Origin of the sequence: Kitasatospora sp. NPDC056273, assembly GCF_042268845.1 — a bacterium.
Lineage (GTDB): Bacteria > Actinomycetota > Actinomycetes > Streptomycetales > Streptomycetaceae > Kitasatospora.
In genome coordinates, this window is sequence record NZ_JBHJSJ010000001.1 from 346,995 (window position 1) to 362,193 (window position 15,199).

15 protein-coding genes are annotated in these 15,199 nt (G+C 73.5%); 14 read left to right on the plus strand and 1 reads right to left on the minus strand.

The window, feature by feature from the left end:
• Positions 1–112: 112 nt before the first annotated feature.
• From ACFCY1_RS01325 to ACFCY1_RS01340, 4 genes are all read left to right on the plus strand, one after another.
• Positions 113–481, plus strand: coding sequence for an ATP-binding protein (locus ACFCY1_RS01325; RefSeq protein ID WP_375873104.1), 369 nt, complete (start codon positions 113–115; stop codon positions 479–481).
• The gene (locus ACFCY1_RS01330) at positions 478–741 is read left to right on the plus strand and encodes a hypothetical protein (protein WP_375873105.1); all 264 of its coding nucleotides are present in this window, start codon (positions 478–480) and stop codon (positions 739–741) included. The genes ACFCY1_RS01325 and ACFCY1_RS01330 overlap by 4 nt, the downstream gene beginning before the upstream one ends.
• Positions 729–884: a hypothetical protein gene (locus ACFCY1_RS01335; protein ID WP_375873106.1), complete on the plus strand. Its 156-nt coding sequence runs from the start codon at positions 729–731 to the stop codon at positions 882–884. Before ACFCY1_RS01330 ends, ACFCY1_RS01335 begins: the two co-directional genes overlap by 13 nt.
• A 425-nt stretch (positions 885–1,309) precedes the next feature.
• On the plus strand, positions 1,310–1,918 hold the full coding sequence (locus tag ACFCY1_RS01340; protein ID WP_375873107.1) for an SMI1/KNR4 family protein: 609 nt from the start codon (positions 1,310–1,312) through the stop codon (positions 1,916–1,918).
• 143 nt (positions 1,919–2,061) lie between these two features.
• On the opposite strand, the gene ACFCY1_RS01345 is transcribed toward ACFCY1_RS01340, so the two are convergent.
• The gene (locus tag ACFCY1_RS01345; RefSeq protein ID WP_375873108.1) at positions 2,062–2,997 is read right to left on the minus strand and encodes an alpha/beta hydrolase; all 936 of its coding nucleotides are present in this window, start codon (positions 2,995–2,997) and stop codon (positions 2,062–2,064) included.
• Positions 2,998–3,067: 70 nt separating this feature from the next.
• Between ACFCY1_RS01345 and ACFCY1_RS01350 the strand changes: the two genes are divergently transcribed.
• From ACFCY1_RS01350 to ACFCY1_RS01395, 10 genes are all read left to right on the plus strand, one after another.
• Entirely contained in the window at positions 3,068–3,544 is a 477-nt protein-coding gene (locus ACFCY1_RS01350; RefSeq protein ID WP_117485905.1) for a MarR family winged helix-turn-helix transcriptional regulator, read from the plus strand.
• Positions 3,545–3,609: 65 nt separating this feature from the next.
• The gene (locus tag ACFCY1_RS01355; RefSeq protein WP_375873109.1) at positions 3,610–4,140 is read left to right on the plus strand and encodes a GNAT family N-acetyltransferase; all 531 of its coding nucleotides are present in this window, start codon (positions 3,610–3,612) and stop codon (positions 4,138–4,140) included.
• A gap of 44 nt (positions 4,141–4,184) precedes the next feature.
• Positions 4,185–5,876, plus strand: coding sequence for a DUF885 domain-containing protein (locus ACFCY1_RS01360; protein ID WP_375873110.1), 1,692 nt, complete (start codon positions 4,185–4,187; stop codon positions 5,874–5,876).
• Positions 5,877–6,060: 184 nt separating this feature from the next.
• Complete coding sequence (locus tag ACFCY1_RS01365; RefSeq protein WP_375873147.1) at positions 6,061–9,303, plus strand: hypothetical protein; 3,243 nt, start codon at positions 6,061–6,063, stop codon at positions 9,301–9,303.
• Positions 9,300–10,010: a DUF4255 domain-containing protein gene (locus ACFCY1_RS01370; RefSeq protein WP_117485899.1), complete on the plus strand. Its 711-nt coding sequence runs from the start codon at positions 9,300–9,302 to the stop codon at positions 10,008–10,010. The genes ACFCY1_RS01365 and ACFCY1_RS01370 overlap by 4 nt, the downstream gene beginning before the upstream one ends.
• Positions 10,007–12,121, plus strand: a complete 2,115-nt coding sequence (locus ACFCY1_RS01375; protein WP_375873111.1) for an ATP-binding protein — start codon at positions 10,007–10,009, stop codon at positions 12,119–12,121. Before ACFCY1_RS01370 ends, ACFCY1_RS01375 begins: the two co-directional genes overlap by 4 nt.
• Before the next feature lie 199 nt (positions 12,122–12,320).
• The gene (locus tag ACFCY1_RS01380) at positions 12,321–13,853 is read left to right on the plus strand and encodes a phage tail sheath family protein (RefSeq protein ID WP_074002703.1); all 1,533 of its coding nucleotides are present in this window, start codon (positions 12,321–12,323) and stop codon (positions 13,851–13,853) included.
• Positions 13,854–13,936: 83 nt separating this feature from the next.
• Positions 13,937–14,377 (plus strand): phage tail protein, encoded by a 441-nt coding sequence (locus tag ACFCY1_RS01385; protein ID WP_049660364.1) that lies wholly within the window; start codon positions 13,937–13,939, stop codon positions 14,375–14,377.
• Positions 14,374–14,859, plus strand: coding sequence for a hypothetical protein (locus tag ACFCY1_RS01390; RefSeq protein WP_074002702.1), 486 nt, complete (start codon positions 14,374–14,376; stop codon positions 14,857–14,859). Before ACFCY1_RS01385 ends, ACFCY1_RS01390 begins: the two co-directional genes overlap by 4 nt.
• The gene (locus tag ACFCY1_RS01395) at positions 14,856–15,014 is read left to right on the plus strand and encodes a DUF6760 family protein (protein ID WP_181970396.1); all 159 of its coding nucleotides are present in this window, start codon (positions 14,856–14,858) and stop codon (positions 15,012–15,014) included. The genes ACFCY1_RS01390 and ACFCY1_RS01395 overlap by 4 nt, the downstream gene beginning before the upstream one ends.
• Positions 15,015–15,199: the final 185 nt, after the last annotated feature.

Below are 15,199 nucleotides of genomic sequence, written 5' to 3' on the forward strand. Positions count from 1 at the left end.
GCCCTGCGTGACCAATCCTGGTAGGCGGCTGCGTTTTTCCGTCATGCCATCGCTTCGATCGAGCGTTTGGTCGATCGAAGGTCATCTCTGAAGCCCTCTCGGAGGTTTCATCGTGTTCCCCCACGAAATCCCCCCTGACTGGTCGGCCGCGCGCGAAGAGTTGCGCGAGCTCACGGCGCGCGCCGGGTGGGACGCCGACCTGGTCGCCGATGCCGAGGTCGCGCTCCTCGAACTGTTCGTCAACGCCTGGCGCCACGGCGGCAGTGCGGCGCCGCTCGTCGTCATCGCGCTGCTCGACCACGTGCTCCGGGTCTCGGTCAGCGACGGCAGCCCCATCGTCCCGATCCGGCGGGACGGCTCCGACCTCCTCGCCGTCTCCGGCCGGGGCCTGCGTCTCGTCCGCTCGCTCACCGACCGCTTCGGCACGGAGTCTCGCAAATCGGGCAAATCCGTCTGGTTCGAGCTGGACGCCGCCGCGTGACCGCCGACCACCGCCGCCCGACCGGGCCGGCCGACGCGATCATGCGCACCTACACCGAGCCGGAGGTCGCCTCCCTGCTCGACGAACTCCAGGAGCGGGGCCGCAAGTTCGGCCTCCTCTGGCCCGGCGTGGCCACGGACCACGTGGGGGTCGACGGCCGCGTCTCGGTCCGCTTCGGCATGGCTCCCGCCAGTACTGTCCTCAACCTCCTCGCGATCCTCCGGCACTACGAGAGGACCGAGGCCCCGTGCGACTCCTGATCGACCTCGTCCTCCCGCTCCTCCTGCTCCTCGCCATCGCCGTCGTCGGCCTCGGCGCGGTCGCCGTCCTGCGGATGCCCCACCGCCCGGATGAACGCGCCGCAACTCCCAGCCCTGGCCGAGACCGCCAACCGGTGGCCTGAAGCCCGACCCGCCCACGCCGCCCGGCCGGACCCGCCGGGCGGCGTGGGCGTCTGTGCACAGGAAGTCGGCCCGGCGACTCTGCTGGCAAAGTCGAGGGCTGGTTCTGTGGTATGGCGACAGGTTTGTCTCACCATATGAGACCACGGGATGGGTGCTTCCAGCTGTTTTGTCACGAAGTGCTCGCTGCGACATACCCGGCAAATCGACTTCGCCAGCAGAGTCGCCCGGCCGACTTCCTGCGCATGGTGCTACTCGGGCCGAACTCGGAATGCCGGTCGTCCAGTTGTCGTGAGGCCCAGCCGGTAGGTTCTCGGATCCTGTGCCAGTTCTCAGGCGCGATGTCATCCGACCGGTCGAACTGACACGGGATTGAGAATCACTGTCCACAGCAGGTAGTTTGCGGAGGACAGAGAGAAGAGTTCACATGGACTCCCGGATCGCCCGTATCCGACGCAAGCTCGCCAAGGTGCCCTATGCCGCGCTGCGAAGCTACTCCTTCGGTGAAGAGAAGCACGGGTTCCGCCTCAAACCCCCGTTGCCGGACGCGAAGGTCGCCGAGTTCGAGGCCGACCGCCACATCGAACTGCCCGACCCCTACCGCAGCTTCCTGACCATGCTGGGCGGGGGCGGGGCATCGCCTTTCTATGGCCTGCTGCCTTTGCAGTCATGTCGGCTCTTCACGATGGACCCCCACGGGGAGCCCGGCCGCCCTCGGGGGTTCACGTTCGCCGGCGGCCCGTCTCACCGAAGTGACCTGTTCCTGCACATCATCGAGGCGGGGTGCTCCGACCTGGTGCTTCTCGGCATCACAGGTCCCCTGGCGGGCCGCGTCGTCACCGGAAACGCTGACGGCTTCTGGGGCCCCAACGTCTCGTCGGCCACGGACTTCCTGGCCTGGTACGAACGCTGGCTCGACCACATGCTCGCCGGACGCGACAACCGCAACCTGGAACTGACCTCACCCGCCCTGAGAGCGCCGGTCGACCGCATCGAGAGGCGGCACCGCGATCGCGAGGATCTGTCACAACTGTGAGAATCCGAAGCTGCGCCATCCGGCCGAGACCGGGGACGGAGTCACAGGTCGCATGGTTGCCCGTATGACACGGAGGCCGAGAACCTTCACAACCATGACGGCCGGGCCGGGTCGCGACCATACGGACCGGAGGGCTCCGAACTCTACTGGGCGGACCCGGCCGCGGAGTCGGAATTCTGCACGTGCTGTGCAAGGAAGAGGGCCGCGCGGTCCAGTGCCCGGTCGGCCTCGTCGAGCACGCCGGCGAAGGACTGGAACACGTGGGGTACGTCGGCGGTGATGTCGAGGACCACGTCCACTCCGGCCGCGCGGGCGCGGGCGGCCATGCGGGTGGAGTCGTCCAGGAGCAGTTCGTTGGTGCCCGCCTGGAGGAGCATCGGCGGGAAGCCCGTCGGGTCGGCGAGGACGGCGGGGCTGAGCAGGGGCTGGTGCGGGTCGGCTCCCGCGAGGTACATGGCCCCGGTGTGTTCCAGGTTCTCGCGGGTGAAGATCGGGTCGATGCCCGCCTTGGTGTCCATGCTCTCGCCCGTCCTGGTGGCGTCGAGGCCGGGGGAGAAGGCCACGATCGCGGCGGGCAGCGGGAGGCCGGCGTCGCGGGCGGCGAGGCAGGTGGTGACGCTGAGGCCGCCGCCGGCGGAGTCCCCGGCGAACGCGATGCTTGCCGGGTCCTCGCCGCTGTCGAGGAGGGCGCGGTAGGCGCCCAGCGCGTCCTCGATCCCGGCCGGGAACGGGTGCTCGGGGGCGAGCCGGTAGTCCAGCGAGTACGCCCTGAACCCGGTCCTGGCCACGAGGTTCCCCGTCAGCGACATCGCCGTCTCGGGGGAGCCGAACACCCAGCCGCCGCCGTGGAAGTACAGGATCGTCCCGGTGTGTGTCCCCTCGCCCAGCTCGTCGCCCGGCTCGACGTACAGCGCCGGTCGGTCGCCGAGCGTCGTCCGCGTGGTGCGAAGGCCGTCCGGGACGATCATCCGGGCCATCAGCGCTTCGAATCCGACCCGGATCTCCTCGACCGACTGGGGGCCGTCGGGCCGGGGCTGCCGCAGCATCGCGTCGACCTGTGCGCGCTGTTCCTTGCTCATGATGGCTGCTCCTGTCGCAAGTGGCTTCTTCGGCACTATATGCCGAGGCATCTAACGTAGACTATATGCCATGGCATCTAAAGTGACCGGCGAGACGGTCGACCTCCCGAGCTTCTTCGCCGACCTCGTCCGATGCGAGACGCGCCTGTACAACGCCCTCAACGACCGTCTCCGCGAGCGGCACGGGATCGTCACGTCCCAGTTCGAGTTCCTGCGCCACCTCCGCGACCACCCCCGGGCCCGGGTGGCGGACCTGGCGGCCGAGTTCGCCGTCGGCATCGGGTCCACCAGCAAGGGCGTCGACCGCCTGGAGCGGCAGGGCTGGGTCGCCCGCGTGCCGAACCCCTCGGACCGCCGGTCGTCACTGCTGGAACTGACCGACGAAGGCCGGGAGTTGGTCGACACGGCGGAAGGGACCTTCACCGAGCGCCTGGCCGAGCTGACCGCGGACGCGCTCAAGACGTCCCCCGTGGCGGCCGCCGCGCAGGCCCTCGCGGAGCTGCGTTCCGCCCTGGAGCGCGACCAGATCGGCATGCCCACGGGCTGACGCGCTCCATGGCCGGTCCGGATATTCACTGGCCGCCGCTTGCCGACGGTGGTCATACTGCCGCGATGGATCCAGTGACGCTTGAGACCGACCGTCTGCTGCTCCGGGCCTTCACGCCCGCCGACGTGGACGCGGTGTACGAGGCCTGCCAGGACAAGGACATCCAGTTCTTCACCCCGGTGCCGGTGCCCTACCGGCGTGCGGACGCGGAGCACCTGGTCGGCGAGCGGCTGCCCGCCCAGTGGGCGGAGGACAAGGACTACACCCTCGGCGCGTTCCGCAAGGACACCGGAGCCCTGGTCGGCCTGTACGGCCTGAGCCTCAGGCGGCGCGGCGTCTGGGAGCTCGGCTACTGGGCGGTCAAGGAGCAGCGCGGACGCGGGTACTCGGTGGAGGCCGCCCGGGCCCTGTGCGACTGGGGCTGGGCCACGATCGACGTGCACCGCATCGAGTGGTGGGCCATGGTCGGGAACACCGGCTCGCGTGCCGTCGCCGAGAAGCTCGGCTTCACCGTCGAGGGGACCCTGCGCAACCGTGACTACGCCAACGACGGCCAGCCGCACGACTGGTGGGTGGGCGGACTGCTGAGGCCCTGACACCCGGGCGGCGGTGTGTTCTGACGGTGCGCCAGGATGGCCGCATGGCAGATGAAAAGATCACCCCGCGCACCATCGCCGACCACCACCTCGACCAGGTGGCCGCACACGACCCGCTGGAGGCCGCCTGGTTGGGCCTGCACCCCGGCGACGAACGGCAGCCGGACCTCTCCCCGGAAGGGTTCGAGGCACTCGCCGACATCGCCCGGCGCACCCTCCGTACGCTCGACACCGCACCCGCCACCGAGGATCCCGCCGACCGGGCCTGCGCCCGGCTGCTGCGGGAGCGCCTCACCGCCGAACTCGCCCTGCACGACGCGGGCGAGAACTTCCGCCAGCTGCGCAACATCGGCGCGCACGTGCACCACGTGCGGGAGATCTTCACCTACATGCCGACCGTCACCGACGAGGACTGGGCGGCCGTGGCCGGGCGGCTGCGCAACGTGCCCGCCGCGCTCGACGGCTACCGGGCGACGCTCACCGAGGGGATGGCCCGGGGCCTGTTCGCCGCGCCCCGCCAGGCGGCCGTGGTGATCGACCAGCTCACCGCCTGGACCGGTGAGGCCACCGACCAGCGGGCGGGCACCGGCGCTGGCTGGTTCGCCGACTTCGTCGCCCCCGGCCCCGACCGGCTGCGCGGCGACCTGGACGCGGCCGCCGGCCAGGCCACCGCCGCCGTCGCCGAGTTCCGCAGCTGGCTGCGCGACAGCTACGCCCCCGCCACCGCCGACACCCCGGACGCCGTCGGCCGGGACCGCTACCGGCTCGCCGTGCGCCACCACACCGGCGCCGACGTCGACCTGGACGAGGCCTACGCCTGGGCCTGGAGCGAGTTCCACCGGACGGCCGCCGAGATGCGGGCCGAGGCGGGGCGCGTGCTGCCCGGGGCCGGCGCCCTCGACGCGATGGACCACCTGGAGCGGCACGGCCACCGGGTCACGGGCGAGGAGGGGATCCGCGACTGGCTTCAGCAGATCATGGACGGGGCGATCGAGGCCCTCGACGGCACCCACTTCGACATCTCCGGACCAGTGCGGAAGGTGGAGTCCCGGATCGCCCCCGCCGGAAGCGCCGCGGCACCGTACTACTCCGGCCCCAGCCTGGACTTCAGCCGGCCCGGCCGCACCTACCTGCCCACGCTCGGCCGGGACGCGTTCCCGACCTGGCAGCTCGTCAGCATCTGGTACCACGAGGGCGTCCCCGGCCACCACCTGCAGCTCGCCCAGTGGGTCGCCGTCGCCGACCGGCTGAGCCGCTACCAGAGCACGCTGGGCATGGTCAGCGCCAACGTCGAGGGCTGGGCCCTGTACGCCGAGCGCCTCATGGACGACCTGGGCTTCCTCACCGACCCCGCCCACCGCCTCGGCTTCCTCGACGAGCAGATGCTGCGCACCATCCGGGTGATCATCGACATCGGCATGCACCTGGGCCTGCCGATCCCCGTCGACTCGGGCTTCCACCCCGGCGAGCGCTGGACCCCGGAGCTCGCCACCGAGTTCATGGCCACCTACAACGGCAGCCCCGCCGACATGCGCGGCAGCGAGATCGCCCGCTACCTCGGCTGGCCCGGGCAGGCCATCGGCTACAAGCTCGGCGAGCGCGCCTGGCTGGAGGGGCGGGAAGCCGCCCGCCGCAGGCAGGGCGCGGCGTTCGACCTCAAGGCCTGGCACATGAAGGCGCTGTCGCTGGGCTCGCTCGGCCTCGACGACCTGGTCGACCACCTCGCCGCGCTGTAGGCAGACGGCGGAGGCCCGCACGGGAAGTCGGCCCGGCCGACTTCCCGTGCACGGCGCCGGCGGTCTGCCCTTTGGGGACAGGAGGTGCTTCCCCCGCCAAGGGTGCCCGGGCTCTGTCCCCGGGCGCCCGGGCCCGGGAGACTGCGGGGGAGACCGCCCCTGCAACCTGTGAGGTCGAGCCGTGATCGGCGCCACCGCCACTCCCCGCTCCGCCCGGCGGCCGGCCCGGGCCGCCCTCGCGGCGCTGCTCGCGCTCGCGACGGCCCTGGTGACCCTGGCCGGCGCCGCCCCCGGAGGGCAGGGCGCCGCCGCGGCCCCGGCGGCCGCGGTCGACCCGGCGGCCGGGCGGATCGTCTTCGCCGGCACCGACCACCGCGGCCTCGGCCGGGTGACCGGCATGACGGACAGCGCCCCGCTGTTCGGGCCCGGCCCGATCCACTTCGACCGGGACCCGTCCGCCCGCGGCGGCGAACTCGTCTTCACCAGCCTGCGGGACGGCCCGCTGCCCCAGGTGTACCTGCGCGACGCGGCCGGCGCGGTGCACCGGCTCACCACCGGGATGGACACCGCCCACCCCGCGCTCGCCCCCGACGGCAAGGGCGTCGTCTTCGAGGCCTTGGAGCCCCGTGCCGGGGACGCCGGCCCCCGGCACGTCCTGTGGGCCGTCAACCGGGACGGCAGCGGCCTGCGCCGGATCACCGAGGGCGCGGCCGACGAGACCCACCCGACGGTCTCGCCCGACGGCAAGTGGATCGCGTACTCCTGCGACGGCGAACCGTCGCACCGTCAGATCTACCTGCGGCCGTTCGAGGGCGGCGCGCCCGTCAAGGTCACCAGCGTGACCAGCGGGGACGCCGTGGACCCGGCCTGGAACCCGGTGAACGACGACGCCCACCGCAACGAGATCGTCTACACCCGGGACGAGGGCGCCCAGGGCCGCACCCTGGTCCTCACCTCGCCCACCGGCGGCGAGAAGGCCTTCTTCCCCGGTACCGGCTCCACCTGGAAGACCGGCTCGGCCGGCTGGCTGGCCGACGGCAGCGGGGTGCTCTTCCTCAGCGCCGACCTGCTCGACCCCAACGACCCGACCCCGCAGCCCGACCCGTCCCGGCCGCCGGTGGTGAACCTCTACCGGGCGCTGACCTGCAACTGCGAAGCCCCGAAGGTGCTCTACCGCGCCAACCGGCTGATCGCCACGCCGACCTGGCTGGGCACCCAGACCGAGGGCGGCCCCGTCGTCGAGCAGACCAGCGCCTCCGGCGCCAACGTCGCCGACGTCGAGGACGTCCTCCCCGACGGCTCCGACCCGCGCGACCTCGGCATCAGCGTGCTCCGCGAGGACCCGGCCGCCGCCGACAACACCAGCACCGACCCGGGCGCCGACCCGCTGTTCCACCCCCGCCCCGGCTTCGACCCCTGGTACGAGCGCCAGACCTACACACCCGACGGCCGCCGGATCGTGGTCACCCGCTACGAGGACGGCCCGGCCGGACGGATCCAGCGGATCTGGACCGCCGACGGCGACGGCGCCGACCCGCAGCCGATGAACCTCGCCGGACGCGGCCCGAACGACCGCGACACCGACCCGTCGATCTCCCCGGACGGCCGGCTGATCGTGTTCAGCCGCAGCACCCCGGCCACCGGCCAGGACCCGGCCCGGCCCGGGCGGGTGCTGATCGCCGAGGTCGCCACCGGGAAGATCATCGGCACCGTCCAGCCGCCGGCCGGCCAGCAGGGCGCCTCCGACGGCCAGCCGTTCTGGTCCCCCGACGGCAAGCTGATCGCCTTCTCCCGGACGGCGGTGGTCAACGGGAACGCCGGCAACCTGCACGTCTGGACCGTCACCGCCGACGACCTCACCCGGCAGACCGACCTCAGCCGGACGGCCTGCCCGGGCAGTTGCGACGTCATCGACGACAGCCCCGCCTTCGCCCCCGACGGCCGCCGCATCGCCTTCAACCGCAAGGCCGGTGACGGCGGGAACAACCAGCAGGACGGCATCGTCGTCACCTCGCCGACCGGCGAGGACTGCACGGTGGTCGTGCCCACCGGGCTCGGCCAGGGCGCCTGCACCCGGCCGCTGCCCGACCGCCCCACCACCGGGCCCTTCCAGCCCCGCGACGTCGCCTGGACGGCGAACAGCGCGCAGCTGGTCCTGACGTCCCGCCGCGCCGCGCCGCCGAACTCACCGGAGGGGCTCAAGGTCTACGACTTCGCCAGCGCGAAGCTCACCGAGCTCGACTGGCGGCTGCCGGGCCGCCAGAAGGAGCCGGCCGTCCAGCAGTCCGTCGACCTGGCGGTCAGCGTGCCCGAGCGGACCCCGGCCGTCCCCGTCGACGGCAGCACCGAGGTGACCGTCACCGTCACCAACAAGGGCCCCGCGCCCTCACCCGGCACCGCCCTCACCGTCTCGGTGCCGACCGGCGCCCGGCTCGACAAGCTGACCACCCCGACCGGGACGTGCGACGCGGCCGCCCTGCGCTGCGAACTCGGCACCCTGACCCCGCGCCAGGTGGTCCGGATCAAGGCCACCCTGGTCGGCACCCGGCCCGGCGTCCCGGACTTCGGCTGGACCGTCACCGGGACGGTCGTCGACCCGTACCCCGACGACGACTCCGCCCGGACCTTCCTGCCGGTGCTGGAACCGTCGACCCCCTCGCCGAGCCCGAGCCCGACCCCCTCGCCGACCGCGACGCCCACCCCGACGCCCACACCCACCCCGACCGTGACGCCCAGCCCCGCACCGCCGCCGCCCCCGGCGCCCGCCCCGGCACCGCCGCCGCAGGCCGGTCCCGACATCACCGTCGGCGCCCAGCCCAACCCCGGCTACGTCGGCGGCCGCGTGACCGTCAGCTACACCGTGCGCAACACCGGCCAGGCCCGCGCCACCGGACTGCGCCTGACCCTCGGCCTGCCCGCCGGCGTGCCCACCGGGGCCCTGCCCCCCGGCTGCCGCAACGGGACCTGCACGGTGAGCGACCTGGCCCCGGGCCGCAGCGCGGTCGTCCGGGTGGTGCTCTCACCCGTCGCGGCGCTCGACACCACCATCACCGCCGAGCTCACCACCACCGGCACCGACGCCACCCCCGGACCGCACCGGGCCGGCACCCCGCTGCGCATCCTCCAGCCCCGCATCGTCGCGGTACCGCCGATCGGCAAGCCCGGCTTCGTCACCTCGGTGCGCGGCGTGGACTTCCCGCCCGGCACACCCGTCCGGTTCACCTGGCAGCCCGGCATCACCGCCGCGGCCGCCCCCACCCGCCCGAAGGGCGACGGGACCTTCGCCGGCCAGCTGCTCATCCTCCCCAAGGACGAGACCGGGCCGCGCACCATCACCGCCGAAGGCCCCGGATTCTCCCCGGTGACCTGCCCCTTCCTCGTCGTCGAGGGCAGCATCGGCCCGCCCGGAGAGGTGGAGCGCCGGTGATCCACGAGGTCGACGAGGCACTGCGGCAGCTGCTCGCCGAGACCGGGCTGCCCGAACGCGGCATCGAAGTCGTCTTCGACGCCCCCACCCGGGACTTCGCCGCCCGGCGCAACGCCCCCACCGTCAGCGTCTTCCTGTACGGGCTCCGCGAGGACACCGGCCGCCGACAGGCCGGCACCGTCGCGGAGCACGACGCGGACGGCCTGGTGACCGGCCACCGCCCCGCGCCCCGCTGGTTCGAACTGGCCTACCTGGTCACCGCCTGGACCAACCGGCCGCAGGACGAACACCGGCTGCTCGCCGAGGTGCTGCAGTGCCTGACCGCCACCGACACGCTGCCCGCCCGGCTGCTCACCGGCACGCTCGCCGAACTCGGACTGACCGTCGGACTGGACATCGCGGGGCGCGACACCGGCCTGCCGTCGGTGTCCGACGTCTGGTCCTCGCTCGGCGGGGAGCTGCGGCCCTCCGTCGACCTGCGGGTGCTCGCCCCGCTGCCCGGCGGACGCACCCCGGCCGGACCGCCCGTCACCGAGGGGCTGGTGCTGCGCGCCGGCGACACCACCCCGGCGGGCCCGCCGCCCGCCGACGGCCCGGGCCGCCGACTGCGCTACCAGGACGCCACCGACCCCGGTCCTGACGGCTTCGCCGCGCCCCGGGACCGCGAGCTGCCGCCCGGCCGCCGGCCGAGGGGCAGGGCGCGATGAGCGTGGACCTGGACGAGGGGCAGGACGCTGTGAGTGTCGACCTGGACGAGGCGGTCGACGGTGCGCCGCCCGGCCACGACCACCTCTGGGAGCGGCTGCACCGGGTCGAGCAGCGGGTCCGCGCCGCGGTGCGCGAACGCCGCGCCGACGACCCCGACCCGGACGACCCGTACCGCGGCCAGTACCTCGGCCCGGACGCGGTGGAGCGCATCCTGGCGGCCTCCGCCACCGTGCACCGCGCCGCCGCGCACCCCGGCGACGGGCCCGCGCCGCCGCCCGGATCCCGGCTCGGGCGGCTCACCGCCGCCTTCGGCCTGCTCCCGGTGGACCTCGACCTGCTGCTGGTGGCGCTCGCCCCCGACCTCGACTCCCGCTTCGAGCAGCTCTACGGCTACCTCAACGACGACCTGACCCGCCGCCGGGCGACCATCGGCCTGGCCCTCGACCTGTGCGGACTGCCCGGGGCCGGCGCCGGCCGCTTCCGGTTCTCCGCCCGGGCCCCGCTGGTCGCCGGCGGCCTGCTGGAGATCACCGAGCCGGACCGCCCACTGCTCTCCCGCACCCTGCGTGTCCCGGACCGGGTGACGGCCCACCTGCTCGGCGACGACGAGCCGGCCGGCGCGCTCGCCGGACTCGCCCACCGCGCCGGTCCCGGGCCCCGCCTCCAACGGCCGGACGAGCGGCTGCGCGCGCTGGCCGCCGACGGCGGACTGGTGCACCTGCTGGACCGGGGCGGGCACGCCGGCCCGCTCGCGGTGGCCGCCCTCGCGGCCGACGGCCCGCCGCCGCTGGTGGTCGACGCCGCCGCGCTCGCCGCCCGCCGGCCGGAGGGCACCGTCCGGGTGCTCGCCCGCGAGGCGCGGCTGGGCGGGGGCGGCGTGGTGCTCGGACCGCTGGACCGGCTCGAACCCGAACGGCCCGAGCGGGCCGCGCTGTTGCGCGAGCTCTGCGCGGAACTCGACGGCGTCCCGCTGGTCGTGCACGGCCCCCAGGTCTGGGACCCGGCCTGGGCGGCGCGGAGCCCCGTGGTGGTCACCGTCCCGCCGCCGGAGGAGCGCGACCGCGCCGGGCAGTGGGCCCAGGCGCTGGGCGGGCAGCCGGGCGGCGAGCTGAGCGAGGACCTGGCCGAGGCCGTCGCCGCGTACCGGCTGGACCAGGAGCAGGTGGCGCGCGCGGCCTCGGTGGCGGCCCGGACGGCGGCCGCCGAACACCGCCCGGTGCGGGCCGAGGACCTGCGGACGGCGGTGCGGGCGCAGAACGGCGCGGGCCTGGCCCGGCTCGCCCGCCGGATCGAACCCGCGGTCGGCTGGTCCGACCTGGTGCTGCCCGCCCCCACCGCGGGCCGGCTGCGCGAACTCGTGCTGCGGGCCCGGCACCGCGACCAGGTGCTCGGGAGCTGGCGGATGCGCCCGGGCGGCGGCCGGGGCAACGGGGTGGTCGCCCTGTTCGCCGGGGAGTCCGGCACCGGCAAGACGATGTCCGCCGAGGTGGTCGCCGCCGAACTCGGCATGGAGCTGTACGTGGTGGACCTCGCCACCGTGGTGGACAAGTACATCGGCGAGACCGAGAAGAACCTGGAACGCATCTTCACCGAGGCCGCGCAGGTCAACGGCGTCCTGCTGTTCGACGAGGCGGACGCGCTGTTCGGCAAGCGCTCGGAGGTCAAGGACGCCCGCGACCGCCACGCCAACGTCGAGACGGCCTACCTGCTCCAGCGGATGGAGTCCTTCGACGGCATCGCGGTGCTGACGTCCAACCTGCGGGCCAACCTCGACGAGGCGTTCACCCGCCGGCTGGACGTCATCGCGGAGTTCCCGCTCCCGGACGAGGCGCAGCGGCGCCGGCTCTGGGACCGCTGCCTGGGACCGCTGGTGCCCCGCGGCGACGACCTCGACCTGGACTACTGCGCCCGGAACTTCGAGCTCACCGGCGGCTCCATCCGGGCCTGCGCCGTCTCCGCGGCCTACCTGGCCGCCGGGACGGGCGCCCCGCTGGGCATGGCCCAGCTGGTCTCCGCGGTGGTCGGCGAGTACCGCAAGCTCGGCCGGCTGGTGCTGGCGAGCGAGTTCGGGCCGTGGCTGGGCGTCCTCGGCGACGCCGGGCACGGCTGAGCGCCTCCCGCGTGGCCGGCGGGCACGGCCGAGTACTTCCGGGGTGGCGGAGGCCGGTGGGTACGTACGGCGGTGTCCGCCGGGGGCAGCGGCATTGCCCCCGGTCCGGCACCTGGGGACATGTCCCCGGGTGCCGCCCTGGCAGCAGACTCGGGGGCGAATGACCGGCGAAAATGCAGGGCCAGCCGAAGGAGCGCGTATGCCGTCGTACCTCACCCCGGGCGTGTACGTGGAGGAGGTCCAGTCCGGTGCCCGGCCGATCGAGGGCGTCGGCACGGCCGTCGCCGCGTTCGTCGGCTTCGCCGAGACCGGCCCCTTCCACGAGCCCACACTGGTGACCAACTGGGACCAGTACGTCCAGCGGTTCGGCGGCTTCACCGAGGGCACCTACCTGGCCCACTCGGTGTACGGCTTCTTCGCCAACGGCGGCGGCTCCGCCTACGTCGTGCGGGTCGGCGACCCGGCCCGGCGGACGCCCGGCGCCGCCCCCGCCGTCACCGCGGCCCCGCCCGTCGAGATCGCCGGCTTCCTCTTCTCCGCCCTGCCCGGCGCGGGCGGCGAGGTGTCCGTCGAGGTCGTCGACGCGGAGGGCGAGAACGTCCCCGACGACCGGTTCCGGCTGCTGGTGCGCCGGGGCGCCGAGGTCGTCGAGACGTACGACGTCTCGACCCGCAAGAGCACCAAGGGCTACGTCGTCACCCAGCTGCGCGAGTCGAAGCTGGTCGCCGTCGCCGAACAGCCCGGCACCGCGCCGAGCCGCCCCGAGCGCCGCGGCCACGCCCTGGCCGCCGCGCCCGCGCCGGCCGCGGCCCCGGCCGGCCGGCTCGACCCCGCCGAGTACGTCGGCGACGCCGCCGCCCGGACCGGCTTCGGCGGCCTGGAGGCGATCGACGAGATCACCATGGTCGCGGTCCCCGACCTGATGAGCGCCTACCAGCGCGGCGACCTCGACGACGAGGGCCTGCGCACCGTCCAGCTGGCGGTGATGTCGCACTGCGAGCAGATGGGCGACCGGATCGCCGTCCTGGACCCGCCGCCCGGCCTCAACGCCCAGCGGATGCGCACCTGGCGCAACGACGAGGCGGGCTTCGACTCCCGCTACGCCGCGCTCTACTACCCGTGGATCAAGGTGTTCGACCCGGCGAGCGGCCGCAACGTGCTGGTCCCGCCGAGCGGGCACGTCGCCGGGGTGTGGGCCCGCAGCGACGCCGAGCGCGGCGTGCACAAGGCGCCCGCCAACGAGGTCATCCGCGGCGCGGTGGACCTGGAGCTGCGCCTCAGCAAGGGCGAGCAGGACCTGCTGAACCCGATCGGCGTCAACTGCGTCCGGGCGTTCCCCGGGCGCGGCATCCGGATCTGGGGCGCTCGCACCCTCTCCTCCGACCCGGCGTGGCGCTACCTGAACGTGCGCCGGCTGTTCAACTACCTGGAGGAGTCCATCCTCCTGGGGACCCAGTGGGTGGTCTTCGAGCCCAACGACGACCGGCTGTGGTCCAGCATCCGCCGGAACATCACCGCGTTCCTCACCGAGGAGTGGCGGCGCGGGGCCCTGTTCGGCCAGACCGCGGCCGAGGCCTTCTACGTCAAGTGCGACCGCGACAACAACCCGCCGGAGTCCATCGACCTCGGCCAGGTGATCTGCGAGATCGGCGTCTCCCCGGTGAAGCCCGCGGAGTTCGTGGTGTTCCGGCTGTCCCAGTTCTCCGACAGCACGAGCCTCGTCAACGAATGACCGGCCGGCTCGGTCGGCACCACCCCTCCGTGCCTCTCCCCGGCACCCTCGGCACCCCTCGCATCGGAAGGTGACACAGACCCATGGCTGAAGGCGATCCGCTCTCCACACACATATTCGGCGTCCAACTCGGCGGCTACAACGTCGAGTCCGTCAAGGAGATCAGCAACCTGACGGTCGAACAGGACGTCGTCGAGTACAAGCAGGTGACCCAAGAGGGCAAACTGATCGTCCGCAAGCAGCCCGGCGCCCGGCTCCCCGGCGAGGTGACCATCACCCGCGGCCTGGACAAGAGCGGCGCGTTCACGGACTGGATCAAGGAGACCCTCAACAACGGGGCGATCAACACCGCGCGGCAGAACCTCACCATCGAGGTCAAGGACACCACCGGTGCCACCCTGCGGCGCATCCAGCTCCTCAACGCCTGGGCCAGCCGCTGGGAGGGCCCGACCCTCAGCGCCGGCGAGTCCAGCGCCGCCACCGAGACCGTGACCATCGTGTTCGAGGAGATTTCGGTCGAGTGAGGCGCAAGATCGGCCTGGAGGAGCTGCTGGAACGGGCTCCGGCCCCCCAGAACACCGCGCCGCAGCAGCAGGCCCCGGCGGCAGCGGCGGCGGCGCAGCCCCGGGGGCGGGTGCCGCACACCGAGTTCGAGTTCGAGCTGCCGATCGGGTACGTGGACGACGACGGCACCGTGCACCGGCACGGTGCCATGCGCCTGGCCACCGCCCGTGACGAGCTGATGCCGCAGATCGACCTGCGGGTCAAGGAGAACCCGGCCTACCTCAGCGTGGTGCTGCTCAGCCACGTGATCACCCGGCTCGGCGACCTCACCGACGTGCACGCCGGGATCGTCGAGCGGATGTACGCCACCGACGTGGCCTTCCTCCAGGACCTCTACCAGCGGATCAACAGCGAAGGCCACACGCGCGCCGCGGTGACCTGCCCGCACTGCGACGGCGCCTTCGAGGTCGACCTCGCCGGTGGGCGCCTGGGGGAATCGTGACGTACGCGCCTGCTCGGCTGTACGAGGAGATCGCGTACATCGCCTACCACTTCCACTGGCAGCGGGAGGACATCCTCGACCTGACCCACCGCGAACGCGGGCAGTGGGTCAGGGAGATCGCCCGGCTCAACACCCGCATCAGCGAAGGCGGGTGAGCCGGGTGGGGCTTCGGGACTGGATCGGCCGGCGTCGGGGCGACGGCGACGCCGCTGTCGGCGACGGCGGTGCTGACGGTGCGTCCGGTGGTACGGGCGAGGTCGTTCAGCGGCGCCGGGCGGCCGGGGACGGGGGCTGGCGCGCGGTCGCGCCGCTGGTCCCGACCCTGGCCGGGCCGGGCCAC

Excerpts from the sequence above, each read along its gene's own strand:
- ACFCY1_RS01340 (WP_375873107.1), top strand. The coding sequence starts at position 1,310 with ATGGACTCCCGGATCGCCCGTATCCGACGCAAGCTCGCCAAGGTGCCC.
- ACFCY1_RS01345 (WP_375873108.1), bottom strand. The coding sequence starts at position 2,997 with ATGAGCAAGGAACAGCGCGCACAGGTCGACGCGATGCTGCGGCAGCCC.
- ACFCY1_RS01350 (WP_117485905.1), top strand. The coding sequence starts at position 3,068 with ATGGCATCTAAAGTGACCGGCGAGACGGTCGACCTCCCGAGCTTCTTC.
- ACFCY1_RS01355 (WP_375873109.1), top strand. The coding sequence starts at position 3,610 with ATGGATCCAGTGACGCTTGAGACCGACCGTCTGCTGCTCCGGGCCTTC.
- ACFCY1_RS01360 (WP_375873110.1), top strand. The coding sequence starts at position 4,185 with ATGGCAGATGAAAAGATCACCCCGCGCACCATCGCCGACCACCACCTC.
- ACFCY1_RS01375 (WP_375873111.1), top strand. The coding sequence starts at position 10,007 with ATGAGCGTGGACCTGGACGAGGGGCAGGACGCTGTGAGTGTCGACCTG.
- ACFCY1_RS01380 (WP_074002703.1), top strand. The coding sequence starts at position 12,321 with ATGCCGTCGTACCTCACCCCGGGCGTGTACGTGGAGGAGGTCCAGTCC.
- ACFCY1_RS01385 (WP_049660364.1), top strand. The coding sequence starts at position 13,937 with ATGGCTGAAGGCGATCCGCTCTCCACACACATATTCGGCGTCCAACTC.